Source organism: Actinoplanes awajinensis subsp. mycoplanecinus (genome assembly GCF_001509495.1).
Classification (GTDB): domain Bacteria; phylum Actinomycetota; class Actinomycetes; order Mycobacteriales; family Micromonosporaceae; genus Actinoplanes; species Actinoplanes palleronii.
Map to the genome: position 1 here is coordinate 13,397 of NZ_LLZH01000341.1, position 25,168 is coordinate 38,564.

Here is a 25,168-nt window from a genome sequence, read left to right on the forward strand (position 1 = left end):
CCTCAGCGAGGCGCGCGGAACAGGCGGTGGCGGCCCGGCCGGTGCCGGGCCGTCAGCGGTGGACGGCGGGCGCCGAGCAGGTAGAGCACCCCGCCCAGCAGCGTGAACAAGCCCGACATGGCGAACAGCAGCGCTGGAACCGGCCCGTCCGGGACGCTCGTGGTGGGCAGTTCCGGCCAGATCCCCGGCGGCGCCGGCGACCTCGGCAGCGTGGGGCGGGGCGAGGCGGGCGCCTGGCGGCTGCGCGACGGCGACGGCGACGGCGACGCCGAGGGCGCGGACGTGGGCGACGCGGGCGGCGACGGGCTGGGCGAGGCCGGCGGCTCGACCACGGTCACCACGATCGTGCCGGTGGCCAGGTTGCCGTCCGCGTCGACGATCTCGTAGGTGAACCGGTCCTCGCCGGCGAAGCCCGGATCCGGGGTGTAGGTCACCGAGCCGTCCGGGTTGAGCCGCGCGGTGCCGTGCGCCGGCTGGCTGATCCGCCGCTGGGCGACCGGCCGGCCCTGATCGTCGACGGCCGGCAGCGGGATCCCGGCCGGCTGCCCGGTCGGGGTGGACGCCGACATGTCCGGCACCGCCGGCGGCGGCCCGACGGTGACCGTCACGGTCGTCGAGGTGCGGTGCCCGACGGCGTCCTCGGCGGTGTACTCGAACCGCGCCTCTCCGGAGAACCCGTCCGGCGGCGTATAGGTGACCGTCTGTCCCATATCGGTCACGGCCGCTCGGCCGGCATCAGGCGCCGCCGCCCGGGCCGCCGTGGTGACGGCGGGGGTGGTCACCGCGATCACCTGCAGGGAGCCGCTTTCGTCCAGGTCGTTGGCCAGGACGCCGATGGTGATCGCCTTCCGGTACGCGGTGACCCGCGAGTCCGGGACCGCGAAGGGCGTGACGTCGGTGACCAGCACGGTCACCGTCGACTCGGCGGTGGCGCCCAGGGTGTCGGTCACCTCGTACCGGAAATCGACCTGACCGGTCCAGGCGGCCGGTGCCGCGTAACGGACCGTGCCGCCCGCCGTCGTGGCGCTGCCCCGCGCCGGAGCGCCCACCGAGGTGATCGTCAGCCCGCCGGGCACCGCGGTCGTGTCGTTGACCAGCACGTCCACGCTCACCTGCTGGCCGGCGCGGACCGCGGCGACGTCCGGCCGGGCGACCGGGGCGCCGCGGACCAGCACGGTGACCCGGGCCCGGGCGGTGTTCCCGATCGGGTCGCGGACGTCGTACCGGAACGTGTCGGCCCCGAGCCAACCGGCGGCCGGGACGTACCGGAGGCGGCCGTCGGGCTGGAGCGACGCGGTGCCGTGCGCGGGCGTCTCGGACCAGCTCACGGTCAGGGCGCCGCCCTCCGGGTCGTAGTCGTTGGCGGTCGCCGCGATCGTCACCGGCACCCCGGCGCCGGTCTCCGCGGTGTCGTCGGTGGCGGTCGGCGCGGCGTCGACGGTGATGGTGACCGTCGCGGAGCTGGTGCCGCCCAGGTCGTCGGTCAGCTGGTAACCGAACGTGTCGGCGGTGGCCCCGGGCGCCGGGGTGTAATCGACGGTGAGCGGCCCGGTGACCGTGACCGTGCCGGTCCCGGCCGGTCCGGCGGCGAGCACGCTCAACGCTTGCCCGGTGTTCGGGTCGTGGTCGTTCGCGGTCACCGGCAGCGACGTCGTGCCCTGCGCACGGACCCGGAACGTGTCGTCCTCGGCGACCGGCGGGGCGTTGCGCACCACCACGGTGACCGCCGCGGTGTCCGGCACGCCGTGCGCGTCGGCGATCGTGTAACCGAACGTGTCGGTGCCGGTGAAGCCGCCGGCCGGGGTGTAGCGGACGGTCGCGCCCGGCCCGGCGGTGACCGTGCCGTGCGCGGCCGCGGTCCAGCCGAGCAGGGTGAGCGGGTCGCCGTTCGGGTCGTCGTCGTTGCCGGTCACGTCGATGGTGACCGGGGTGCCGGTCGGTGTGGACACGGTGTCCGGGCGGGCCTGCGGCGCCGCGTTGACCAGGGTGATCGTGACCGCGGCGCCGGACGTGCCGAGGTGCCCGTCGTCGATCGTGTAGTGCAGCGTGTCGGCGCCGGCGTACCCGGGATCGGGCTGGTAGCGGATCTGGCCGGCGACCACTGTCGCGGTGCCGTGCGCCGGGGCGGCGTCGATGGTGACGGTGAGCGGGTCGCCGTTCGGGTCGTCGTCGTTGACCAGCACGTCGATGGTGGCGGGTACCCCGGACGGCCGGGTGACCGCGTCCGGCGCGGCGGTCGGCGGGGCGTTGGCGACCACGACGGTGACCGTGCCGGTGTCGGTGCCGCCCTGCCCGTCGCCCAGGGTGACGACGAAGCTGTCCGTTCCGGACCAGCCGGGGTCCGGGGTGTAGGTGAGCGTGCCGTCCGGGTTGCGCACCACCGTGCCGTGCGCCGGGGTTAGCGCGCCGATCACCCGCAGGACGTCGCCGGGGTTCGGGTCGGTCGCGCCGATCCGCGGGTCCACCGTGACCGCGATCAGGTAGGGCGTGGTCGCCGCGACGTCGACCGCGACCGGCGGCGCGTCGGCGACGGTGACCGTGATCGTCGCGGAGTCCAGCCCGCCGTTCTGATCGTCGATCCGATAACTGAACGTGACGACGCCGGAGAAGCCGGGAGCGCCCTGGTAGGCGATCGAGGCGGGCCCGGCGATCGAGGCGGTCCCGTCGGTGGGCGCCACGAACGAGTCGATGATCAGGGTGTCGCCGTTGATGTCCTGGTCGTTGGCGAGTACCGGGATCGTGACGGCGCCGAGGTAGGCCACCGTGGCCTGGTCGTCGGCGGCGGTCGGCACGGCGTTGGCCACGTTCACGGTCAGCTGGGCGGTGGCGGAGGCCGCGCCGTCACTGACCGTGTAGGTGAACGTGGCGGCGCCGACGAAGCTGTTCACCGGGGTGAACGTGATCGTGGCGCCGGTGAACGTCACGGTCCCGGCGGCGGGGTTCTGCGGGACCACCGCGGTGACGGTGAGCGGGTCGCCGTTCGGGTCGGTGTCGTTCGCGGTCACCGGCACGGTCACCGCGCCGCCGGTGTCGACGGCCGCGGCGTCGGCGGCGGCGACCGGGGGAGCGTTCGGGGTCCGTACGGTCGCCACCGCGGTGGCGCTCCCGCCGGACGCGTCGGTGATCGCATACGTGAACGGGTCGTCACCGGCCCACCCCGCCGCCGGGGTGTAGGCGATCGTGCCGTCGGCCAGCACGATCGCCGAGCCGTGTGCCGGTGGCGTGGTGATCGTGACGGTGAGCGCGGTGGTCGGCCCGTCCGGGTCGTCGTCGTTGGCCAGCACCGCGATCACCCCCGGGGCGGCGGCCGGGTCGGCGGTGGCGCGCGGGGCCAGGTTCACCACGACGTCCGCGCTCGCCGTGTTGTCGGCCGGGTTGGCCTCGGTGCTCGTGCCGTACACGAGCAAAGACGCTGATGGCTGAGCCGCGGCCGCCACCTGGACCGTCGCCGGGATCGCGGCCGTGGCCTGGGAGCCCGCCACCAGCGGACCGAGCGCGCAGGTGACCACCGCGCCGAAAACGGTGCACCCGGGCGGCAGCGTCCCGGCGGTGACCCCGGCCGGCAGGGTCAGCTCGGCCCGCGCGTCCGGTTCGGTGCCGGCGCCGTTGTCGGTGACCGTGATCAGGTAGGTGACCGGCGCCGGCAGCGCGGCCCGCTGCACCACGCCGGGTGACACGGTCAGCGCGGCGGTCAGGTCGGCCTGCGCCGGGGCCACCACGCTGGCCACCGCCCCGGCCAGCCCGGAGACGCCGACCCCGGCGGTGTGCCCGGTGTAGCTGAGGCTCACCAGGTTGGTGACCGCGTGACCGGCGGGGATGCCGGCGTCCAGCCGCACCTGGAAGGTCACGTAGATGACGCCCTGGTACGGGATGTCACCCAGCGTGAAAGTGGTGGCGTCGGCGACCGGCACCCCCTGGATCCGGGCCGAACCCGGGACGAAGGTGGTGAACGTCGGGACCGGCGCGGTGAGCACGGTTCCGTCCGCGACGTCGTTGCCGTCGTTGCGCACCTCGATCTGATACTCCAGGATGTCGCCGGGCAGCAGGTTACCGTTGTTCAGGTCGGTGCCGGTGATCGTGGTGACCAGCTTCGGGGCGTACAGATCGATGGCGAAGCTGACCACGCCCGGGTAGTAGGTGTCGCTGGTGGTGCTCAGCGTGAGCGTGGCCGACGTGACCGCGTGGCCCAGCTTGCCGGTCGCGTCGAACTGGTCGATGTCGACGCCGAACAGGTTGGCGAACCCCGGGTCACGGCCACCGACCGGCAGGCCGCCGCTGCTCACCGTGCTGTTGAAGAAGTTGTCGACCGGGTTCGCGCCGTCCGACATGAGCTGGCCGTCGATCCGCAGCACGTCACCCTTCTTGCCCAGGTCACCCTCGTAGGCCACGGTGCCCACCTCGGCGCGCACGGTGCCCGAGTGCGGGGTCTCGAAGCCGCTCACCGGGATGTCCAGATTGCCGGAACCGCTGCTCACGGTGCCCAGCCCGTCGTAGACCCGCAGGGCGCGCAGCACCTCGGCCGGGTTCCGGTACGCGACCGCGAGCGCCCAGCCGGCGAACCGGTCCACGCCGGTGCCGGTCTGGATGTCGGCCACCCCGTACACCCCGCTGCCGGCGCCGGCGACCAGGGCGGTGACGTCGGCGAAGCCCTGGTACGGGGCGCCCGTGCCGTACACGGTGGTGGCGGTGACCGGCAGCCACCCGGCGCCGGCCGGGGTGCGCAGGCCTACCCGGTTCTTGTTCGCGGCCGACGGCGCGGCCGTCCCGCTGCTGCCCGCCGTGGTGTTGGCGCTCCAGTACAGGCCGGCGAAGAGCACCGTGCTGCCCGGCGGCAGCGACACCGTCGCGGTGCTGTCGTTGACCGTGGCCGGGTCGTGGTCGGCGTCCGCGGCGACCATGGTGAAGTCGTTGTCGTCGAGCTTGGTGCCGAGACCGTCCCGGCCGGCCGGGCAGCCGGTCGCCGCCGGCGAGCAGATCAGGTTCGCGTTGCCGCGCAGCAGGATCGAGCCGTTGGTGTTCGCCTCGAAGCGCAGGCCGAAACCGGCTACGGCGGCGTCAGCGTTCTGGGCGACGAAGGCGGTGGCCGCCAGGACGACCGCCCAGACCAGCAGGACCGTGGCCCCGGTGCGGTGCATACTGCGACGCTAATCGCTGGGAGTGACGGGTGTGTGCCGGACCACATTCCTCCGCCGGGGTGACACCGGCACGGGCTAACGTGGGACGGGTGCGTGATCCCTCCGTCTCCCGCAACACCGCCGGCCGCCTCTCCCCGATCCGCCGGACCTCCGATCTCCGGCGCCTGCGTGACGAAGAATTCGACGTCCTGGTGATCGGCGGTGGGGTCACCGGTGCTGGCGCGGCCGTCGACGCCGCCTCCCGCGGGCTGAAGGTGGCCCTGGTCGAGGCGCGTGACTTCGCCGCCGGCACGTCCAGCCGGTCCAGCAAACTGATCCACGGCGGCCTGCGCTACCTGGAACAGCTCGAGCTGCACCTGGTGCACGAGGCGCTCACCGAGCGCGGCCTGCTGGCCACCCGGCTCGCGCCGCACCTGGTCCGGCCGGTGCCGATCATGGTGCCGCTGCCGGCCGCCAACCCGGCGAAGCGGGTCTGGCAGCGGGGGTATTACGGGCTCGGCGTCGCGGCGTACGACGTGTTCGCCGGCGTCTTCGGCGGCGGCCGGGGCATGCCGCTGCACCGGCACCTGAGCCGCAACGGCGCCCGGCACCTCTTCCCCAGCCTGCAAGCCGACAAGATCTCCGGCGCGATCCGGTACTACGACGGGCAGGTGGACGACGCCCGCCTGGTGGTCAACCTGGCGCGGACGGCGGCCGCGCAGGGCGCCGCGGTGGTCACCAGCGCCCGGGTCACCGGGTTCGTGCGCGAGGCGCGCCAGGTGGTCGGCGTGCGGGTCAAGGACCTGGAGGCGCCCGGCTCGCCGGAGTTCGAGGTGCGCGCCAAGACCGTGGTCGCCGCGACCGGCGTGTGGAGCGACGACATGTCGGCCATGCTCCGCGACGTCGGCCTCCGCCCCGGCCTGCGGGTCCGCGCGTCCAAGGGGGTGCACCTGGTGGTGCCCCGCTCGGCGATCACCGGCGAGGCCGGGCTGATCCTGCGGACCGCGACGTCGGTGCTCTTCGTGCTGCCCTGGGGCGGTCACTGGATCATCGGCACCACGGACACCGACTGGCAGCTCGACCGGTCCCACCCGGCCGCGTCCGCGCGCGACATCCGCTACCTGCTCGACCAGGTCAACGAGGTGCTGGACCGGCCGCTGACCACCGACGACATCGAGGGTGTCTACGCCGGGCTGCGCCCGTTGCTCTCCGGCGAGGCCGACTCCACCTCGAAACTCTCCCGGGAGCACGCGGTCGTCGAGCCGATGCTCGGGCTGCTGCTGGTGGCCGGCGGGAAGTACACGACGTACCGGGTGATGGCGGCCGACGTGATCGACCGTACGGTGCGCCGGCTGGGTGGCCCGGCCCGCGAGTCCCGTACCGACCAGCTGCCGCTGCTCGGCGCGGACGGGTACGCCGCCGCGTGGCGCGACCGGCAGGACATGGCCCGGCGGCACGGCGTCACCACCGGCGTGGTCGAGCACCTGCTGGAGCGGTACGGCACGCTCACCGTGCACCTGCTCGCCATGATGGCCGCCGACCCCGAGCTGGCCGTCCCGCTCGACGGCGCGCCGGAATACCTGGCGGCCGAGGTGGCGTACGCGGCACTGGCCGAGGGGGCCCTGCACCTGGACGACGTGCTGACCCGGCGTACCCGGATCTCGATCGAGACCGCGCACCGCGGCGCCGAGACGGCCGAGCACGCCGCCCGGGTGATGGGCGCGGTGCTCGGCTGGGACGAGACCGTCCGCCGCCGCGAGGTCGAGCACTACCAGGCCCGGGTCACCGCGGAGCGCGAGTCGCAGACCATGCCGGACGACCTGGCCGCGGACGCCGCCCGGGTCGGCGCTCCGGACGTCCGCGGGCTGACCGCCGACCGGCGTGCCGTCCTGCTCGAAGCCGACCTTTGATCCTCGTCGACGAACCTCGCTGGCCGGGTCGTGGCCACCTCTGGTCACACCTGGTCAGCGACGTCTCCTTCGCGGAGCTGCACGCCTTCGCGGAGATGCTCGGCGCACCGCCGCGCGCGTTCGACCGGGACCACTACGACATCCCGGCGGCACGGTTCCGCAGCGCCCTCTGGCTGGGCGCGACGCTGGTCTCCTCCCGCGAGGTCACCGCGCGCCTGCGGGCCGCCGGCCTCCGGCGCCCCAAACACCTTTCAACCCCATCTGGTACGAATACCGCGCCCCGTCCGTAGGCTACGAGCCACGTCCCGCCCGTGAGGCGGCGCGAGGCCGCACCCACTCCGGGCCGCGGCGCGCGTCCCGGTCGTCGGCTGGTCCTCAGGGGTGCCTCCGGCGGGTTTTCACACCCCTGAGCGCCAGCCGCGCCCCGGCGGTCAGGCCAGCAGCTCGAGCTCGGCGGTCAGGTTGGCCTGGGCCCGGGCCTCCCACGCCGCCCGGATCGGCTCCAGGCGGTAGATCGACGGGAGCTTCAGCAGCTCGTGCAGGACCCGGGAGCGGCCGGCCCGGAAGTCGCCGTCCGGCACGTGGGCGTACTCGCGGCGGATCGCGGCGGTGTAGGCCGCGTACCGCTCGTCGTCGGCGGCCAGGATGGCCAGGTCGGCGTCGCAGAGCAGCTCGCCGTCCGGGTCGCCGTCCTCGGTGGCGTGGCCGGCGGTCAGGCCGACCAGGCGGGCCACGTCGGCCGCCACCTCGTCCGGTGCGCCGAGCGTGACCAGCAGGCCCTCGGCGAACTCGGCGCTGTCCCGCTCGTTCGCGTCGCCCAGCGCCTTCGGGTCGTAGACCGCGTCGTGCAGCCAGGCGGCCAGCCGGACCCGGTCCGGGTGCGGCGCCAGCTCGGCGAACCGGTCCACCACGTCCAGCACCGCGGTCAGGTGGGACACGTCGTGATAGTGGCGTTGCGGCTCGGTCCAGCGGGTCAGCAGGTAGTTTGCGGCGGAGTCGAGATCGGCGTCAGCGGCGGTGGCGCCGGCGCCCCGGGCGGCCGTGCGGAACCGGTCGGGCAAAGATGTCACGATGGCCATCCTGGCACGGAGGTAACACGGATGATCAGCGGCGCGAGGGATCGGATCGGCGCGGCCGCGACACGGGCCCGGGCCGGGCTGATGCTCGCCGTGCAGGCCGGGCTCGCCGCCGGGCTGGCCTGGTACGTGGCACACGACCTGATCGGCCGCCCGGTGCCGTTCTTCGCACCGGTCGCCGCCGTGATCACCCTGGGGTCCTCGGCCGGCCAGCGGATGCGCCGGACCGCCGAGCTGGTCCTCGGCGTCGCGGTCGGGATCGGACTCGGCGACGGGCTGGTGATCCTGCTCGGCACCGGGCCGTGGCAGATCGGCGTGATGGTGCTGTTCGCCGTGCTGGTCGCGACGACGGTCGGCGGCGGCGCACCGCTGATCGTGCAGTCCGCCTCGTCGGCCGTGCTGGTCGCCACGCTCACCACCAGCACCGGGCAGCCGTGGACCAGGTTCTTCGACGCGCTGGTCGGTGGCGGGATCGGCCTGGCGGTGATGACCGTGCTGCTGCCGATCAACCCGCTCAGCGTGGTGCGCCGGGCCGCGGATCCGGCGCTGCGCGCCTTCACCGCCGGCCTGCACGAGGCCGCGCTCGGGCTCTCCGACGGCGATCCGGACGTGATCCAGGCCGCGCTGACCAGGTTGCGGTCCGCGGAGGGGACGTTCGCCGCCTTTCGTACGGCGATCGACGCGGCCCGGGAGAACGTCGCGTTCGCACCCGCCCGCTGGCGTGCCCGGGGCGCCCTGGCCCAGTACGTGGAGGGCGCGCCCCAGCTCACCTACGCGCTGCGCAACGTCCGGGTGATGATCCGCCGGGCGCAGGTCGCGCTGAACGACCGGGAGCGGGTCCCGGAGATGCTGCCCGCCTCGGTACGGCACCTCGGCGACGCGGTCGAGCTGCTCCGGATGGAGTGGTCGCGCGGCGTCGAACCGGTCGCCACCCGGGAACGCGCGCTGCGGGCGGCGGCCGAGTCCGGGCGGGCGTACGGGACCGGGGTCGGGTACTCCGGCGGCGTGGTGGTGGCCCAGATCCGTACCTCGGTGGCGGACCTGTTGCGGGCCACCGGCGTCGAGTACGCGGAGGCGACCCGGCAGGTGCGGGCGGCGGTGGGCTGGCAGGCCCGGCCGCTCGGCGCGCGCCGCCGGACCGCCCGAGCCCGCCCGGTGCCACCGCCGTCCGCTTCGCCGGAGCCCGACGCGGGCTGATCCGTGGGTGCGTGATCGGCTTCGGCTCTCCTCGGGGACGCCGGGCCCGGCGTCGGTGACTACGCTGGCGGTCATGGCCGACGTCTCGCCGACCGGGTCACCGGATCCGGCTCCCCAGCCCGCCTCCGCCCCGGAGCCTGCGCCGGCTTACGCTCCGCCGCCCCAGGACCCCACCGCGCAGCTCTCGCCCGCGCCGGCCACGTATCCGCCGGCCACCCTGGTGGCCGAGGTGGTGCCGCCGGATGCCGTTCCGCCGTACCCGCTGGAGGCGAGCGGTGCGAACGCCCCGGTCCCCGGCCGCCGGATGGGCTGGCGCCGCTGGCTACCGGTCACCGGTGTGATCGCGCTGATCGCTGCGGCCGCGATCGGCATGCTGATCTTCCTGGGCTACAACATCGGCCTGCCCGGCCTGGCCGTCGGCCTGACCGCGGCGATCCTGCCGGTCCCGCTGCTGGCCAGCGCGTTCGCCTGGCTCGACCGGTACGAACCGGAGCCGGTCAAATATCTTGCCTTCTGCTTCGCCTGGGGCGCCGCGGTGGCGACCGCGGCGGCGCTCGCCGTGAACACCGGCGCGGCCTGGCTGTTCGACAAGTGGGGCCTGCCCGAGGCCCTGGTCGCGGTCCTGGTGGCGCCGTTCATCGAGGAGTCGATGAAGGCGGCCGGCCCGCTGCTGCTGTTCTGGCGGCGGCGCGCCGAGTGGTCCGGCATCACCGACGGCATCGTCTACTGCGGGCTCTCCGCGCTCGGCTTCGCCATGGTGGAGAACGTGCTCTACCTGGGCGGGCACGGCTACGCCGCGGGCGCACAGGAGTACGGCCCGGCCACCGGCCTGACCAACGTGTTCGCCATCTTCATCGTCCGGATCCTGTTCACCGGCTTCGCGCACCCGCTCTTCACCTCGATGACCGGCATCGGCCTGGGCCTCGCGGCGCGCTCCGCCGACAAGCACGTGCGCTGGCTGGCCCCGATCGGCGGCCTGCTGCTCGCGATGATTCTGCACGGCACGTTCAACCTGCTGCCGACGCTCTCCGCGGCCACCGGCGAGGCGCTGATCATGCTGTACGGCTACCTCGGCTTCATGGTGCCGTTCTTCTTCGCCGTGGTCGGTTTCGCGATCGCGCTGCGCAGCTGGGAGGGCCGGCTGGCCGAACGCACCCTGCACCACTACGTGCGGACCGGCTGGTTCGCCCCGCCCGAGGTGGCCGCGCTGGGCAGCCTGGGCCGGCGGCACTCGGCCCGGCAGTGGGCCAAGCGGGTGGCCGGTCCGGCCGGGAGCCGGGCGATGCGCAGCTTCCAGTTCGCCGCGACCCGGCTGGCCCTGATCCGCGACGGGATGCAGCGCGGGCTGGCCGGCGACCCACGGGAGATGGCGAAGGCGGTGGTGGAGGAGCGTGAGCTGCTCGCCGCGATCACCGGGTACCGCTCGGTCTTCGCCGGACGGGACCCGCAGACCCCGCCGGCCTGGTGGGACGGGCAGAGCTACCGGATCACGTTCCCGGACGGGGTGGTGCGCACGGTGGGCGCGCCGGCCGAGCCGGTCATGCCGGTGCCGGTGCGACTCCCGCCGCCGCCTCCGCCGATGCCGACGTACGCGGGCGGCTGGCCGCAGCAGTATCCGGGCCAGCCGCAGTACCCGGGCCAGCCGCACCATCCAGGGCAGCAGCCGTACCCGGGCCAGCAGCAGTACCCGGGGCCGCAGTATCCCGGGCAGTACCCGCCGCCGCCCTACAAGTAGAGGCCGGACGAGTCCGACTCGACGCGGTTGGCGGCGACCGCGTGCACGTCCCGCTCGCGGAGCAGCACATAACCCTTGCCGTGCAGCTCCACCTCGGAGCGGTCGTCCGGGTCGAACAGGACCCGGTCGCCGACGACGATCGACCGGACGTTCGGCCCGACACCCACCGCGGTGGCCCAGGACAACCGCCGGCCCATCGACGCGGTGGCCGGGATCACGATCCCCGCGGTGGAACGGCGCTCGCCCTCCCCGCCGTCCTGGCGGACGAGAACACGGTCGTGCAGCATCCGGATCGGCAGGCCGGAGTCGGTACTCGTGGCGTCGGCACTCACGCATGCAGACGGTACGCCGCCCGCCGCGCCCCCGGTCCGCGTGGTCCCGATCGCACCCGTGCGTCACGGACGCCATTCGATGCGTGCGGGCACTACGGTGATGAACGCGTATTCGAGGGCGAGGGGGTAGGCGGTTGAACCGCTTGCAACGTGTCCGGGAGAACCTGCAGAAGGCCTACGACACCGGACGGCAATCGGTCCGGGTGGCCCGCACCTATCGGCCACCACGCGACCCGGAACCACCTGAGGAGGACGACTTCATCCCGCCACCGCCCGAGCCGGCCGTGACACACGGTTCGACCAGCAGCCTGGACGACGTGGACGTGCCGCACTCGCTGCGGATCGCCGCGGCCTGGAGCTGGCGGCTGATCGTGGTCGGGCTGGTCGGGTACGCCGGACTGCAGTTCATCGGCATGGTCGACGTGGTCGTCGTGCCGCTGGCGATCGCGCTGCTGCTCACCGCGCTGCTCCGGCCGGCCGTTGGCTGGCTGCTCAAACTGCACCTGCCCCAGTCGCTCGCCACGTTCCTGGTGCTGATCGGCGGGCTGGGCGCGGTCGCGGGGACGCTGACCCTGGTGGTCAACCAGTTCATCGACGGGGTCCCGCAGCTGACCGACCGGGCCAGCGCGGGTGTCCGGCAGATCCAGGACTGGGCGAAGACCGGCCCGCTGCACCTCTCCGACCAGAAGATCAACGACGCGATCAACACCGCGCAGGACTGGATCAACTCGAACACCGCGTCGCTGACCTCGACCGGGCTGGCCACCGCGGCGACCGTCTTCGAGCTGCTCACCGGGCTGCTGCTGGTGCTCTTCGCGACGTTCTTCTTCCTCCGGGACGGGCGCAAGATCTGGCGGTTCATGGTCCGGTTGTTCCCGGTGAACGCGCGCTGGTCGCTGGCCGACGCGGGGGACGCGTCGTGGGCGACGCTCGGTGCGTACGTGCGGGCCACCGTGCTCGTCGCGTTCATCGACGCGGTCGGTATCGGGCTGGCCCTGCTGATCCTCGACGTGCAGTTCCCGTTCCCGCTGGCCGCGCTGGTCTTCCTGGGCGCGTTCGTGCCGATCATCGGGGCCAGCATCTCCGGCGCGGTGGCCGTGCTGGTCGCGCTGGTCGGGCAGGGCTGGGTGGTCGCGCTCATCGTGCTGGGCGCGGTGATCCTGGTGCAGCAGCTGGAGGGCCACGTGCTCCAGCCGCTGATCATGGGCCGGGCGGTGGCCATCCACCCGCTCGCGGTGATCATCGGGATCGCGTGCGGTGTGGTGCTGGCCGGCATCATCGGCGCGCTGGTCGCCGTCCCGCTGATCGCCGTCATGAACACCGGCGTCCGCCGCCTGGCCCGCCGCCGCCCCGAGGTCCCACCCGACGCGGTAGTGGTCACCCCCGGCACCTGACCCCCGGCAATCCAGCTGGTCCTCAGGGGTGTCTCAACAGTGTTGAGACACCCCTGAGCGCCAGCCAGAGTCGGGAGGCGCGCCGCGGCCCGGGCGGGCGCGGCGTCGCGGGGGCACGGGCGGGACGTGGCTCGTAGCCTGCGGACGGGACTCCGCATTCGTACAATATGGGGGTTAAAAGTCGGAAGGCGGGACTCCCGGAGGAGTCCCGCCTTCCGTGACAGAGCGTGGGTCAGGCGGTGGCGACGCTCAGGGCGACGTCGTTGATGCCGCGGTCAGCGGTCACCGCGAGCTCGCCGTTGCCGAAGCGGCTGAGCGCGCGCAGCGTCCAGGAGCCCGGGGCGGCGAAGAAGCGGAAGACGCCTTCCGGCGACGTGACCACCTCGGCGGTGAACTCGCCGGAGGAGTCGAGCAGGCGGACATACGCGCCGCCCACCGCCTCGCCCTCGGCGGTGCTCACGCGACCGGTGATGACGGTTTCCTTCTGGAGGTCCACGCTCGCGGGGAGGGGCGCGGACTGGTCCGGCGCGGCGCAGCCGGCGGCGATGTTAGCGGTGGGAGAAGTCATGGTCACGCCTTTCCGGGTTCGTCGCCGAGGGCGATCGGGACGCCGATGAGCGAGCCGTACTCGGTCCAGGAGCCGTCGTAGTTCTTCACGTTCTCCTGGCCGAGCAGCTCCTTGAGCACGAACCAGGTGTGCGAGGAGCGCTCGCCGATGCGGCAGTACGCGATGGTGTCCTTGCTGCCGTCCAGCCCGGCGTCGCCGTAGATCTTGGCGAGGTCGGCGTCGGACTTGAAGGTGCCGTCCTCGTTGGCGGCCTTGCTCCACGGCACGCTGATCGCGGTCGGGATGTGACCGGCGCGCTGCGACTGCTCCTGCGGCAGGTGCGCCGGCGCGAGCAGGCGGCCGGCGAACTCGTCGGGGCTGCGCACGTCGACCAGGTTCTTCACGCCGATGGCCTCGACGACCTCGTCGCGGAACGCGCGGATCGACAGGTCGGGGGCCTTGGCCTCGTAGCTGGTCTTCGCCCGGTCCGGGACATCCTTGGTGTAGACGCGGGCGTCGAGCTCCCACTTCTTGCGGCCGCCGTCGATCAGCTTGACCGACTCGTGGCCGTACAGCTTGAAGTACCAGAACGCGTACGCCGCGAACCAGTTGTTGTTGCCGCCGTAGAGGATCACGGTGTCGTCGTTGCTGATGCCCTTCGCGGACAGCAGCGCGGAGAACTGCTCCTGGTTGACGAAGTCGCGGCGGACCGGGTCCTGCAGGTCGGTCTTCCAGTCGATCTTCACGGCGCCCGGGATGTGGCCTCCGTCGTACGCCGAGGTGTCCTCGTCGACCTCGACGAAGACGATGCCCGGGGTGTCCAGGTTCTTCTCGGCCCAGTCGGCCGATACGAGTGCGGTGTCGCGACTCATCGATTCACTCCCTGAAAAGTGGGTGAGGGGAGAGTCAGCGCACGGAGGTGTGGTCGCACCCCGCGCGGACCCAGGATTAGGTGGGATCACGGGCTGGTTTGTGCGACGGCGCCACTGCCGGGCAGAGAATTGCCCTGGACTAGTTACAACAGAGGGTGCTCAGCACCAAGTGGCTCCGTCAGATGACGGAGCAACACAGGCACGCGGCCACGCGACACAGGTCGATCGCGCGCCTTTTCGTGAGCAACGGGCTCATGCTTCGGACACTATCAGTGGTTCCAGACCCCGGAACAGTACCGACCACGATCCGGGACGAGGCGGGGGTCACACGCCGGCGGCGTTGAGGTTCACGTCGCTGGCCGCGAGCGTCACCTGCAGGCCGTCCGCCTGCGGGGTCACCGACTGCACCTTGAGCTGCAGCGGAAGGGCCGGAACGGGCACGTCGACGGCGAGCTTCGCGGCGTACGAGTTGATGAAGTTCTGGAACACCGGCACGTCCGGCAGATTCGTCGCCTTCACGTCGGCGAAACGCACCTGAATCCCGCCGTTGACCACGGTCAGCTTCGCGGTGCCGGTCAGGTCGAGCTGCTGGCCGAGCGCGGTCACGCTGGCCGCGCCGAGCAGCTTGCCGTCCTTCGCGGACAGCTGCAGGCCCTTCTGCCCGATCAGCGTGATCAGCTGCGGGTAGTCGATGGTGCTGGTGCCGGTCACGGTGCCGACCACCACGTCGCCGGTGCCGCTGCGCAGCGTGTCCAGCGAGGCCTTCACGTCCTGCGCGTGGATGTCCACCAGCGCGAGGTTGATCTTGTCAGCCGCGACCTTGCTGTTCTCGATCGGCGCGCTCAGGTTCGGCACCTGGATGTGGATCTCCTGGTACTCGCCGCGGACCACCTGGGTCAGGAACGGCGTGCCGGCGATGTCCACCTGCGGGGTGTCACTGCTGGCCTTCTGCTGCCGGATCTGCTCGGTCACCTTGTCGGCGATGACCCCCTCGGCGAACGAGGCGCCGTAGCGGTCCAGGACCACCAGGCCGCCGAACAGGATGAGGAGCAGCACGACGAGGATGATCAGAAGACCACGTCCCCGCCGGCGGCGCGGGCGCTGGTCGTTCTCGTACACCTCGGCCACAGGGCCCTCCCGGTTCGCGGACTGTTGAGGACCGTACATGCCCCGATCCACGTGTCCGCGAAACGGACGGTTCAGCCCAGGTAGAAATGCACCAGCACGTAGGTCGCGCCGAACGTCAGCGCGAATCCGCCCAGCGGGCCGGTCATGTGCCGGGCCAGCCAGAACGTCGGCGCCTCGCCGGCCAGCCGGCGACCGGCCTCACCGAAGTTCACCGCCAGGTCGATCAGGATCGCCGCGACCGCCGCGACCAGGCCGGCCACCGCGCCCTTCGCCGGGGTGAACGGCAGCACCATCTGACTGCCGAGCCACGCGGTGGCGAACGTGCCGACCATCGCGCCGAGCACGATGCCGGCCGCGCCGCGGGGCACCTGCGCCGCGATCCGCGGCTTCGGGAAGACCGCGTCGGTCAGCCGGGACACCAGCAGGGCCAGCCCGGCGCCGGTGCAGCAGACCAGGATCGCCTGCGAACCGAGCGGCTGGCGGGTCAGCGTGATCGGGACCGCGTAGGCCACCACGCCGAGCACGATCAGCAGCGTGGTCCGCCACGAGTCGCCGACCCGGTGCCGGTCCTCGGCCCGGATCAGCTGGCCGATCAGCGCGGCCACGAATCCGGCCCCGGCCACGTAGAGCAGGGTCATCAGGCCGGGCTCGTCCGCGGTGACCGCGAGATAGCAGGCGGCCAGGCCGGTGACGCCGCTGATCGCGGCGGTCGACGCGACGGCCGGCGGGTTGAGCGCCATGGTCCAGGCCAGCAGTCCGAGCAACTGGACCCCGAAGAGCACGATGGCGTACGGGGCGCGAGCGTCCGGCCCGGTGGTCTGGGTGCCGATGATCAGTGCCAGCGCGAGCAGGGCCGCGAAGCCGCCGATCGCCACGGACAGTTTGGCCCGGACCGGGACGACTTCGATCTCCTCGAACTCCTCCTCGTCCGGTTCCGGCTCGGAGGTGGGAGGCTGCTCGTCGTCGGCGTCGTCCGGCACCGCCCCGTACGTGCCGGCTTTCGGGCGGCCCGGAACGAGGCGCGCGACGTCGCGGGAGGCGTCGGCGTCCCAAGGGTCGTCCTGCGGCATGGAGGGGAACACGACAGGGATCGTGCCAGAGTCTTGCCGAACGCCCAATCACCGGCTGTGTGTAAAAGGCTTGTTACGAACCGGGCGTTAGGCCACCTAGCAGGCGTTCGTTACATCACTCGGGTGCGCGAACCCGTCGCTCACACTGATGTATCGGTTAAGGTAACCGCAACCCACCCGTCGGTGACGCCGGGCCCCAGTTCTCCGGTGGCGGAGCTTTGAGCTGCGCAGACCGGGTCACCCGAGCGGCTCTGTGCCGCGAGGACGGAGGTGAGTGTGGAGATCCTTCTGTTGGTGACGGCACGTGCCGGCGAACCTTCCGCCGTTCTGCCCGCCCTGGACCTTCTGCCCCACTCGGTACGCACCGCCCCGCGCGACGTACGCACCCTGGTTTCCGGGCCGAGCCCCGATGCCGTGATGGTCGACGCGCGATCCGAGCTCTCCGAGGCACGTGCGACGTGCCGCATGCTGCACGCCACCGGGATCGGTGTCCCGCTCATCGCGGTGGTCACCGAGGCCGGTCTGATCGCTCTGAACGCTGACTGGGGTGTCGACGACGTCATCCTGGCCAGTGCTGGTCCCGCCGAGGTGGAGGCCCGTCTGCGGCTCTGCGTCGGCCGGCTCAACAACGCGACCGCCGGCGCCGGTGGATCGGTGCGGGCCGGCGAGCTCAACATCGACCCGGACACGTACGCCGCCAAGCTCAAGGGCCGCCCGCTCGACCTCACCTACAAGGAGTTCGAGCTGCTCAAGTTCCTCGCGCAGCACCCGGGCCGGGTCTTCACCCGCGACCAGCTGCTCCGCGAGGTCTGGGGCTACGACTACTTCGGTGGCACCCGCACCGTCGACGTGCACGTCCGGCGTCTGCGGGCCAAGCTCGGCTCGGAGTACGAGTCGATGATCGGCACGGTCCGCCAGGTGGGCTACAAGTTCGTCACCCCGCCGAACGGCCGTCAGCTGCCGGACAACGACCCCGTCACGCTCACGGTCTGATCGAGTCATGACGCGAGAGCAGCCGGTCCGTGCTGCGGACCGGCTGTCCGCTTCGGAGATCGACGATGTCCTGACCCTGGCTGCCGCGGCGGCCGAGGCGGACGGCGTCTATCCGCTGTCCGAGGACGTGGTGCTCCGCGTCCGCAACGGCGGCGGGGGAGTGCACCTGCTGTCGGACGCCGGTTACGCGTTCGTCGAGGACGGCGCCGGCGAGCTGGTCGTGCATCCGGCGCACCGCCGCCAGGGGCACGGTGCGGCGCTGCTCGCCGCGGCCGGCTCGGGCTCGCTGCGGTTCTGGGCGCACGGTGACGACCCCGGCGCCCGCGCCTTCGCCGAGCAGCACGGCTTCACCCGCGACCGGGTGCTCTGGCAGATGCGCCGCTCGCTGCTCGAACCGCTGCCGGACGTGCCGCTGCCGGACGGTGTGACGGTCCGCGGCTTCCGTCCGGGCCACGACGAGCAGGACTGGCTCGAGGTGAACGCGAAAGCCTTCGCCCACCACCCGGAGCAGGGCCGCTGGACTCTCGACGACCTGCTGCTGCGCGAGGCCGAGCCGTGGTTCGATCCGGCCGGTTTCCTGCTCGCCGTCGACATCACCGACACCCTGCTCGGTTACCACTGGACCAAGGTGCACCCGGCGTCCGGCGCGGACCCTGCGCTCGGTGAGATCTATGTGCTCGGCGTCGACCCGTCCGGTCACCGGCGCGGTCTGGGCGCCGCGCTCAGCGTGGCCGGTCTGCGGCATCTCGCGGCCGCCGGGCTGTCCGTGGCGAATCTGTACGTCGACGAGTCGAACGAGGGCGCCGTGAAGCTGTACCAGCGGCTCGGTTTCGAGATCTACAAGACCGACGTCAGCTATCAGCGCTGATTCCGGCATTTCCATCAGCCCGTCCTCAAACATGAGGGCGGGCTTCTTTGGTAACGGCCCGGACAAGCGCGTGTCTCGCTAAGGTCTCAGGCAACCGGGATTATCCGACATATCGGGTACCAAGTGCGCGGTTCACTTAACGGACAACTGCCCCTCAGGGCATGGCCACCTTTTGGGGTCGACGTGTTCACCCCCAGTTCATTTGCGCCCGGCTCGCAGGTCACTTCGCACTCTTAGCTTTCTCTTCGAGCCGGTGAGCGACCGGTTGCACTGAACCTGAAGGGGACAACAACCGTGAAGTTCCAGCGGACCGGTCTGATCGCCGGCATTGCTCTGACTGCGACGATCGCACTCACCGCGTGCGGTTCGGACAACACCGACACCAAGTCGGAGGCGGGCGGCGCTGCCGCTCCGTCCGCGGGTTCCTGCGTCGGTGGCACCCTGGCGGCTCAGGGTTCCAGCGCTCAGAAGAACGCCATGGACGAGTGGATCAAGGCGTACTCGGCCTCCTGCGCCGACGCCAAGATCGACTACCAGGGCACCGGCTCGGGCGCCGGCATCAAGGCCTTCACCTCGGGCCTGGCCGACTTCGCCGGTTCCGACTCGGCCCTGAAGGACGACGAGCAGAAGGCGGCCGACGCGAAGTGCGGCGCCCCGGTGCTCAACCTCCCGATGGTCGTCGGCCCGATCGCCGTGGTCTACAACGTTCAGGGTGTCGACGGCCTGCAGCTGTCCGCCTCCACCATCGCGAAGATCTTCGCCGGCAAGATCACCAAGTGGGACGACGCGGCGATCAAGGCGGAGAACGCCGACGCCAAGCTCCCGTCGGCCACCATCGAGGCGGTCCACCGCGCCGACGAGTCCGGCACCACGGACAACTTCACCAAGTACCTGAGCAAGGCCGCCGAGGCTGACTGGACCTACGACCACGCCAAGGTGTGGGCGGCCCCGGGCGGCACCGGCGCGCCCAAGTCGGACGGCGTCGCTGCCAAGATCAAGAGCACCCCGAACGCGATCTCGTACGTCGAGCTCTCCTACGCCGAGAACAGCAGCCTGCAGAAGGCCAAGGTCAAGAACGGCGCCGGCGAGTACACCGAGCTGACCGGCGACGCCGCCGGCAAGGCGATCGAGGGCGCGAAGGTCGCCGGTACCGGCAACGACCTCAAGCTCGACATCGACTACAACACCACCCAGGCCGGCGCGTACCCGATCGTCCTGTCGACCTACGAGATCGTCTGCAGCAAGAACGCGGACGCCGCCAAGGGCAAGGCGATTCAGGGCTTCCTGAAGTACACCGCCAGCACCGAGGGCCAGAAGGCACTGGGCGAGCTGGGCTACGCCCCGCTGCCCGAGACGGTGCGCGCCAAGGTCGCTACCGCGGTCGACTCGCTCTCCTGATCCGCCCGGTTCGTTAATCCCTTACGAGACGACAGCGAGCGCGTAGATGGGTGACATCCCCTCCCGCTCGGCGAACGCCACCGCCGGCGACCTGGGTGTGACCTCTGGTCACTCCTCGGGCGCCGGCTCTGGCGCGTCCCCGAGCCGTTACGAAGAGCCCCCGATCGGTGGCGGCGGTGCTGCCCTGCCCAAGAAGGCCCGGTTCTCGATGGAGACCGGCTTCCGCGGCATCTCCACCGCGGCCGGTGCGATGGTGCTGGTCATCATCATCGCGATCGCCGTCTTCCTCATCTCGAAGGCGATTCCCGCCCTCGACAAGAACACCGTCAACTTCTTCACCTACAACCGCTGGGCCCCGAACGCGGACGCGCCGGCCTTCGGCATCGCGGTCCTGGCCCTCGGCACCCTGCTGTCGTCGGTGATCGCGCTCGTCGTGGCGGTGCCGATCGCGCTGGCGATCGCGTTGTTCCTGACGCACTACGCGCCGCGCCGGCTGGCCACCCCGCTGGGCTTCGTGATCGACCTGCTCGCCGCGGTGCCCAGTGTGGTCTTCGGCCTCTGGGGCCGGGACGTGCTCCAGGAGCCGGTCCGGGACTTCTCGGTCTGGCTGAACCACTACTTCGGCTGGATCCCGATCTTCGGCGGCGAAGGCCCGTTCGGGCAGTCGATCATGCTCGGTGGCCTGGTCCTCGCGATCATGGTGCTGCCGATCGTCACCTCGCTCTCCCGCGAGGTGTTCCAGCAGACCCCGGGGATGAACGAGGAAGCCGCGCTGGCCCTCGGCGCCACCAAGTGGGAGATGGTCCGGATCGCGGTGCTGCCGTACGGCAAGCCCGGTGTGATCGCCGCGGTGATGCTCGGCCTCGGCCGCGCGCTCGGTGAGACCATCGCGCTGGCGCTGACCCTCGGCATCACCTGGGAGATCTCGTTCAACCTGATCCAGACCGGCGGTAACTCGATCGCCGCGAACATCGCCAACTCCTTCGGCGAGGCGAACGACACCGGCCGTGGCGCCCTGATCGCTTCCGGTCTGCTGCTGTTCGCGATCACGCTGGTGGTCAACATGACGGCGCGGGCGATCATCTACCGCCGTCGCGAGTTCCGGGACAGTGCCGCATGAGCCTTCTCGACCGTGAGATGCCGGACGTCGTGATGACGTCGGACAACCTCCGCACCCGCAAGTTCCCGCTGGTCGCCAACCTGCTCGTCGCGGTCGCCGCACTGGTGGTCTCGGCCGCCGTGGTGCTCGGCACCGGCATCGGCAACTGGGTGCTGGTGCTCGTGCTCGGTGGCGTCTTCTACCTGGTCGGCCTGAACTTCGCGGCCGGTCGGGTGGAGGGCAAGCGCGCCGCCCGCAACCGGATGTGGCAAGCCCTGATCTACACCGCCTGCCTGCTGGCGATCCTGCCGCTCGCCTCGGTGGTCTGGACGCTCGTCTCCAAGGGCGTCGCCCGCCTGGACGGCGACTTCTTCGGCTCCTCGATGAACAACATCGGCGCCCGCGACGCGGGTGGTGGCGCGTACCACGCCATCATCGGCACGCTGGAGCAGGTCGGCATCGCCGCCCTGATCGCGATCCCGCTCGGTGTGCTCGGCGCGATCTACCTGGTCGAGTACGGCCGGGGCAAGTTCGCCGGCACGGTCCGCTTCTTCGTCGACGTGATGACCGGTATCCCGTCGATCGTGGCCGGCCTGTTCGTCCTCTCCTTCTGGGTGCTGATCGTCAGCCCGTGGTTCAACGACGGGCAGCCGCAGTACTCCGGTTTCGCGGCTTCGCTGGCGCTGACCGTCCTGATGCTGCCGACCATCGTCCGGTCCACCGAGGAGATGTTGCGCCTGGTGCCGGGTCCGCTGCGGGAGGGTTCGTACGCTCTGGGCGTGCCGCAGTGGAAGACGATCCTCAAGGTGGTGCTGCCCACCGCCGCTCCCGGCATCGTCACCGGCGTCATGCTCGCCATCGCCCGTGCGGCCGGCGAGACGGCACCGGTGCTGCTGGTCGCGGGTGGCCTCACCCGGATCAACTTCGACCCGTTCGACGGCGGTCAGGCCTCGCTGGCGCTCTACGTCTACCAGCAGGCCGGGGACGCCTCGAAGTTCGCGCCGGACCGCGCCTGGACGGCCGCGCTCACCCTGGTGGCGATCGTGCTGATCCTGACGATCGGCGCCAAGCTGCTCGCCCGACGCAACAAGTTGACCCGGTAAGGATCCCCCATGGCCAAGCGCATCGAGGCGAGCAACGTCTCCTCCTACTACGGTTCCTTCAAGGCGATCGACAACGTCTCGATGACCGTCGAGCCGAAGACGATCACCGCCCTGATCGGCCCGTCCGGCTGCGGCAAGTCGACCTTCCTCCGGTCGATCAACCGCATGCACGAGGTCCTGCCGAACGCCCGGATCGAGGGTCGTCTCACCATCGACGACCAGAACATCTACGACGCGGACGTGGACATCACGGCCGTCCGTCGCATGATCGGCATGGTCTTCCAGCGGCCCAACCCGTTCCCGACCATGTCGATCTACGAGAACGCGATCGCCGGTCTCAAGCTCAACGGCGTCAAGAAGAAGTCGGTGCTGGACGCCGCCGCCGAGCAGTCGCTGCGGTCCGCGAACCTGTGGGACGAGGTCAAGGACCGCCTGGACCGGCCGGGCGCCGGCCTCTCCGGCGGCCAGCAGCAGCGCCTCTGCATCGCCCGGACCATCGCGGTCGAGCCGCAGGTCGTGCTGATGGACGAGCCGTGTTCCGCGCTCGACCCGATCTCGACGCTGGCGATCGAGGACCTGATGTTCAAGCTGAAGGACCGCTTCACGATCATCATCGTCACGCACAACATGCAGCAGGCCGCCCGGGTCAGCGACAAGACCGGGTTCTTCTCGATCGACAAGACCGGCGAGCCGGGCCGTCTGATCGAGTACGACGACACCCAGAAGATCTTCAGCAACCCGACGCAGAAGAAGACCGAGGACTACATCACCGGTCGCTTCGGCTAGGGGAGGCTGCGGCAGGGTCGCGGTTGGTGTGGGGCAGGCGCTGATTTTCCGGTACGACCGGGGGGTCGGCGCCTGTTCGCGTTGATCAATCCCACCGCCAGACAGGGCCCACCCTCCCTTGGGGGCTCCCCCTCAGACAGTCTGGCCGGATTCGCCTGCCACTGCCCGCAGCCCTGTGGACAGCCCGCCACTGTGCACAACGGCCCGCCGAACGGCGGTCACACGGGTCAGACGCGCCGGCGAGTTGTTCTGTGGTGCTCGCGTGTAAGCCCGCGCGGATCCGCGCCAGTGCAGGCGAGGGGGCGGTGAGAGTACGCAAAGGCTGATCGCGTGCTTCTGCCGCCCCCGGGCGGGCGGTGGCGGCACGCAAACTGCCACCGCGTGCGGGCACCGCCCCCGCGTCACCCTGATCGCGTGCGGGTGCCGCCCCGCGTGCTCCGTCCGCGTGCCCGCACCGCCCCACGCACCTCCACCACCCCACGACACCCCGCTACAGCGTGAGCGTCGCCGTCCCGTCCGCGCCGATCTCGATCCGAGGCATCACCGGATTGGCCGCGTCCCGCCCCGCCGAAGCCGCCACCACCCCCGCAATGCTCAGCGCCGCCGCGATCTGAGCCACCGTGTGCCGCGTAGGCGGCAACATCGGCAGCTCCGCCGACTCCGCCGGATCGATCCACGCGGTCCGGTCGGCCTCCCCGGACACGTCCCGAGCCTCCTGTGCCTCCGGCAGCAACGCCACGAAGAACCACGTGTCGAACCGCTTCGGCTCGAACTCCGGTGTCACCCACCGCGCCCACGGCAGCAACAGGTCGTCCCGCAGCCGCAGCCCGCGCCGCTCCAGCAGCTCGGCCATGGTCAGCTCGCGGCGCAGCACCGCGGCCCGGTCCGCCTCCCACGTCGGATCGTCCACGTCGGCGACCGTCCGGTCCGGTTCCGCCGCCGGGCCGGCCAGCACCACACCGGCCTCCTCGAAGAGCTCCCGGGCGGCCGCCCCGACCACGGCCCGGGCCTGGTCCTCCGGGACGCCCAGCCGCTGCGCCCAGTCGCCGCGCAGCGTCTCGGGGCGGTCCGACGGATCGACGCCACCGCCCGGGAACGCGTACACGCCGCCGAAGGCCATCGTGGTCATCCGGCGCAGGACGTACACCTGGAAACCGGGACCGGACGGTCTCAGCAGCACCACGGTGGCGGCCGGGCGGGCCGGCACGGCCGGACCGGTGAAGTCCCGGGCCCGCTTCATCATCGCGGCGGGGAGCGGCATGGAAAGCGGGATCGGCTCGGTCACCGGTCGATCCTGCCACGCGTGAACCTGCCACCGGTGCCGCCGCGGGCGATACGGTAACGATCATGACGGGACAGAACGTTCGCTGGGGCATTCTCGGACTCGGCGGGATCGCCGCGACCTTCGCCGCTGACCTTCCACTGGTGCCGGGGGCCGAGCTCGCCGCGGTCGGCTCACGCAACCAGGCGACCGCCGACGCGTTCGCCGAGCGGTACGGCTTCGCCCGCGCCCACGGCTCCTACACCGCCCTGGCCACCGACCCCGACGTCGACGTGGTCTATATCGCCACCCCGCACGCGTTCCACCTGGCCGGCGCCCTGGAGTGCATCGAGGCCGGCAAGGCGGTGCTGGTCGAGAAGCCGATCACGCTGGACCTGGCGTCCGCGGCCCAGCTGGTGCAGGCGGCCCGTGCCCGCGGGGTGTTCCTGATGGAAGCGATGTGGATGCGCTGCAACCCGGCCATCCGCAAGATCACTGAGCTGATCGAGGAGGGTGCGATCGGCTGGGTCAGCGCGATCCACGCCGACTTCGGCCTGCAGGGACCGTTCGCCGCCGACCACCGGCTGCGCTCCCCCGAGCTGGGCGGCGGTGCGCTGCTCGACCTCGGCGTCTACCCGATCCACCTGGCCCACCTGATCCTCGGCTCGCCCGCCTCGGTGCAGGCCTGGGCGCACCTGACCCCGGAACGCGTCGACGAGCACACCGGTGTCCTGCTCGGCTGGCAGTCCGGCGCGATCGCCGCGCTGACCTGCAGCATCAACGGTGCCAGCCGCAACGCCGCGTCGATCACCGGCACCGAGGGCCGGATCGACGTCCCGCCGGGTTTCATGGTGCCGCGCTCGTTCACGCTGAGCCGCCCGGACAAGGCCCCCGAGACGTACGAGTTCGACTTCCCGGGCAGCGGTTACCAGTTCGAGGCCGCCGAGGTGCAGCGCTGCCTGGCCGCCGGCGAGCTGGAGAGCCCGCTGGTCTCCCAGACCACCACCCTCGAGGTGATGAACCTCCTCGATTCGATCCGCGACCAGGTGGGCGTCACTTACTAAAACCCCATTGGGTACGAATACCGAGCGCTCGCCCGCAGGCTACGAGCCACGTCCCGCCCGTGAGGCCGTCGCGAGACCGCGGCCCGCTCCGGACCGCGGCGCGGCTCACGGTCCCGGCTGGGCCTGACCGGAAAATACGACCTGGTGTGCGGGTTTGTGTGCAGGTGGTATCGCTGGCCGGGGCGGGGCCCCGGTCGGTGTTTGGTGGGTTGTCAGGCTGT

Annotated in this window: 21 protein-coding genes; 12 read left to right on the forward strand and 9 right to left on the reverse strand. The window is 71.6% G+C overall.

Annotated elements, in window-relative coordinates; genetic code table 11:
• Positions 1 to 2: 2 nt before the first annotated feature.
• Positions 3 to 5,135 (reverse strand): Ig-like domain-containing protein, encoded by a 5,133-nt coding sequence (locus tag ADL15_RS48075; RefSeq protein ID WP_067707284.1) that lies wholly within the window; start codon positions 5,133 to 5,135, stop codon positions 3 to 5.
• 89 nt (positions 5,136 to 5,224) lie between these two features.
• Between ADL15_RS48075 and ADL15_RS48080 the strand changes: the two genes are divergently transcribed.
• On the forward strand, positions 5,225 to 7,024 hold the full coding sequence (locus ADL15_RS48080) for a glycerol-3-phosphate dehydrogenase/oxidase (protein ID WP_067707288.1): 1,800 nt from the start codon (positions 5,225 to 5,227) through the stop codon (positions 7,022 to 7,024).
• On the forward strand, positions 7,021 to 7,314 hold the full coding sequence (locus ADL15_RS48085; RefSeq protein ID WP_067707290.1) for a DUF4031 domain-containing protein: 294 nt from the start codon (positions 7,021 to 7,023) through the stop codon (positions 7,312 to 7,314). Before ADL15_RS48080 ends, ADL15_RS48085 begins: the two co-directional genes overlap by 4 nt.
• Positions 7,315 to 7,455: 141 nt before the next feature.
• Here ADL15_RS48085 and ADL15_RS48090 read toward each other — a convergent pair whose 3' ends face one another.
• Complete coding sequence (locus ADL15_RS48090; RefSeq protein ID WP_394327004.1) at positions 7,456 to 8,094, reverse strand: HD domain-containing protein; 639 nt, start codon at positions 8,092 to 8,094, stop codon at positions 7,456 to 7,458.
• 30 nt (positions 8,095 to 8,124) lie between these two features.
• Between ADL15_RS48090 and ADL15_RS48095 the strand changes: the two genes are divergently transcribed.
• On the forward strand, positions 8,125 to 9,297 hold the full coding sequence (locus ADL15_RS48095) for an FUSC family protein (RefSeq protein ID WP_067707295.1): 1,173 nt from the start codon (positions 8,125 to 8,127) through the stop codon (positions 9,295 to 9,297).
• Positions 9,298 to 9,370: 73 nt separating this feature from the next.
• Complete coding sequence (locus ADL15_RS48100) at positions 9,371 to 11,032, forward strand: PrsW family intramembrane metalloprotease (protein WP_198171335.1); 1,662 nt, start codon at positions 9,371 to 9,373, stop codon at positions 11,030 to 11,032.
• On the opposite strand, the gene ADL15_RS48105 is transcribed toward ADL15_RS48100, so the two are convergent.
• Positions 11,023 to 11,319 carry a GroES family chaperonin gene (locus ADL15_RS48105; RefSeq protein WP_198171336.1) on the reverse strand — a complete coding sequence of 99 codons (297 nt, stop codon included), beginning with the start codon at positions 11,317 to 11,319 and terminating at the stop codon, positions 11,023 to 11,025. The two genes, ADL15_RS48100 and ADL15_RS48105, sit on opposite strands and share 10 nt — an antisense overlap.
• 188 nt (positions 11,320 to 11,507) lie before the next feature.
• Here ADL15_RS48105 and ADL15_RS48110 point away from each other — a divergent pair, with 188 nt between their 5' ends.
• Positions 11,508 to 12,758 (forward strand): AI-2E family transporter, encoded by a 1,251-nt coding sequence (locus tag ADL15_RS48110; RefSeq protein WP_373873077.1) that lies wholly within the window; start codon positions 11,508 to 11,510, stop codon positions 12,756 to 12,758.
• Between the two features lie 232 nt (positions 12,759 to 12,990).
• Here the strand turns inward: ADL15_RS48110 and ADL15_RS48115 are convergent, their stop codons facing one another.
• From ADL15_RS48115 to ADL15_RS48130, 5 genes are all read right to left on the reverse strand, one after another.
• On the reverse strand, positions 12,991 to 13,326 hold the full coding sequence (locus ADL15_RS48115) for a DUF1416 domain-containing protein (RefSeq protein ID WP_067707303.1): 336 nt from the start codon (positions 13,324 to 13,326) through the stop codon (positions 12,991 to 12,993).
• Positions 13,327 to 13,328: 2 nt separating this feature from the next.
• On the reverse strand, positions 13,329 to 14,177 hold the full coding sequence (locus ADL15_RS48120) for a sulfurtransferase (RefSeq protein ID WP_067707306.1): 849 nt from the start codon (positions 14,175 to 14,177) through the stop codon (positions 13,329 to 13,331).
• 178 nt (positions 14,178 to 14,355) lie between these two features.
• Positions 14,356 to 14,433: an Ms5788A family Cys-rich leader peptide gene (locus ADL15_RS57315; protein ID WP_373873078.1), complete on the reverse strand. Its 78-nt coding sequence runs from the start codon at positions 14,431 to 14,433 to the stop codon at positions 14,356 to 14,358.
• A 68-nt stretch (positions 14,434 to 14,501) separates the two neighbouring features.
• Positions 14,502 to 15,344 carry an LmeA family phospholipid-binding protein gene (locus ADL15_RS48125; protein ID WP_067707309.1) on the reverse strand — a complete coding sequence of 281 codons (843 nt, stop codon included), beginning with the start codon at positions 15,342 to 15,344 and terminating at the stop codon, positions 14,502 to 14,504.
• A gap of 32 nt (positions 15,345 to 15,376) precedes the next feature.
• Positions 15,377 to 16,387: a hypothetical protein gene (locus ADL15_RS48130; RefSeq protein ID WP_083972621.1), complete on the reverse strand. Its 1,011-nt coding sequence runs from the start codon at positions 16,385 to 16,387 to the stop codon at positions 15,377 to 15,379.
• 264 nt (positions 16,388 to 16,651) lie between these two features.
• On the opposite strand from ADL15_RS48130, the gene ADL15_RS48135 reads away from it, so the two are divergent.
• From ADL15_RS48135 to pstB, 6 genes are all read left to right on the forward strand, one after another.
• Entirely contained in the window at positions 16,652 to 17,368 is a 717-nt protein-coding gene (locus ADL15_RS48135; RefSeq protein WP_067707314.1) for a winged helix-turn-helix transcriptional regulator, read from the forward strand.
• A 7-nt stretch (positions 17,369 to 17,375) separates the two neighbouring features.
• Entirely contained in the window at positions 17,376 to 18,236 is an 861-nt protein-coding gene (gene mshD / locus ADL15_RS48140; protein WP_067707317.1) for a mycothiol synthase, read from the forward strand.
• Positions 18,237 to 18,530: 294 nt separating this feature from the next.
• The gene (gene pstS, locus ADL15_RS48145) at positions 18,531 to 19,634 is read left to right on the forward strand and encodes a phosphate ABC transporter substrate-binding protein PstS (protein ID WP_067707320.1); all 1,104 of its coding nucleotides are present in this window, start codon (positions 18,531 to 18,533) and stop codon (positions 19,632 to 19,634) included.
• A 46-nt stretch (positions 19,635 to 19,680) separates the two neighbouring features.
• Positions 19,681 to 20,754 (forward strand): phosphate ABC transporter permease subunit PstC, encoded by a 1,074-nt coding sequence (gene pstC, locus ADL15_RS48150; protein WP_067707322.1) that lies wholly within the window; start codon positions 19,681 to 19,683, stop codon positions 20,752 to 20,754.
• A complete protein-coding gene (gene pstA / locus ADL15_RS48155; protein ID WP_067707324.1) occupies positions 20,751 to 21,836 on the forward strand; it encodes a phosphate ABC transporter permease PstA in 1,086 nt (361 codons plus the stop codon). The genes pstC and pstA overlap by 4 nt, the downstream gene beginning before the upstream one ends.
• A 9-nt stretch (positions 21,837 to 21,845) precedes the next feature.
• On the forward strand, positions 21,846 to 22,622 hold the full coding sequence (gene pstB / locus ADL15_RS48160) for a phosphate ABC transporter ATP-binding protein PstB (RefSeq protein WP_067707327.1): 777 nt from the start codon (positions 21,846 to 21,848) through the stop codon (positions 22,620 to 22,622).
• A 490-nt stretch (positions 22,623 to 23,112) separates the two neighbouring features.
• Here the strand turns inward: pstB and ADL15_RS48165 are convergent, their stop codons facing one another.
• Complete coding sequence (locus tag ADL15_RS48165; RefSeq protein WP_067707338.1) at positions 23,113 to 23,862, reverse strand: NUDIX hydrolase; 750 nt, start codon at positions 23,860 to 23,862, stop codon at positions 23,113 to 23,115.
• Positions 23,863 to 23,969: 107 nt separating this feature from the next.
• Between ADL15_RS48165 and ADL15_RS48170 the strand changes: the two genes are divergently transcribed.
• Positions 23,970 to 24,947, forward strand: coding sequence for a Gfo/Idh/MocA family protein (locus ADL15_RS48170; RefSeq protein ID WP_067707329.1), 978 nt, complete (start codon positions 23,970 to 23,972; stop codon positions 24,945 to 24,947).
• Positions 24,948 to 25,168: the final 221 nt, after the last annotated feature.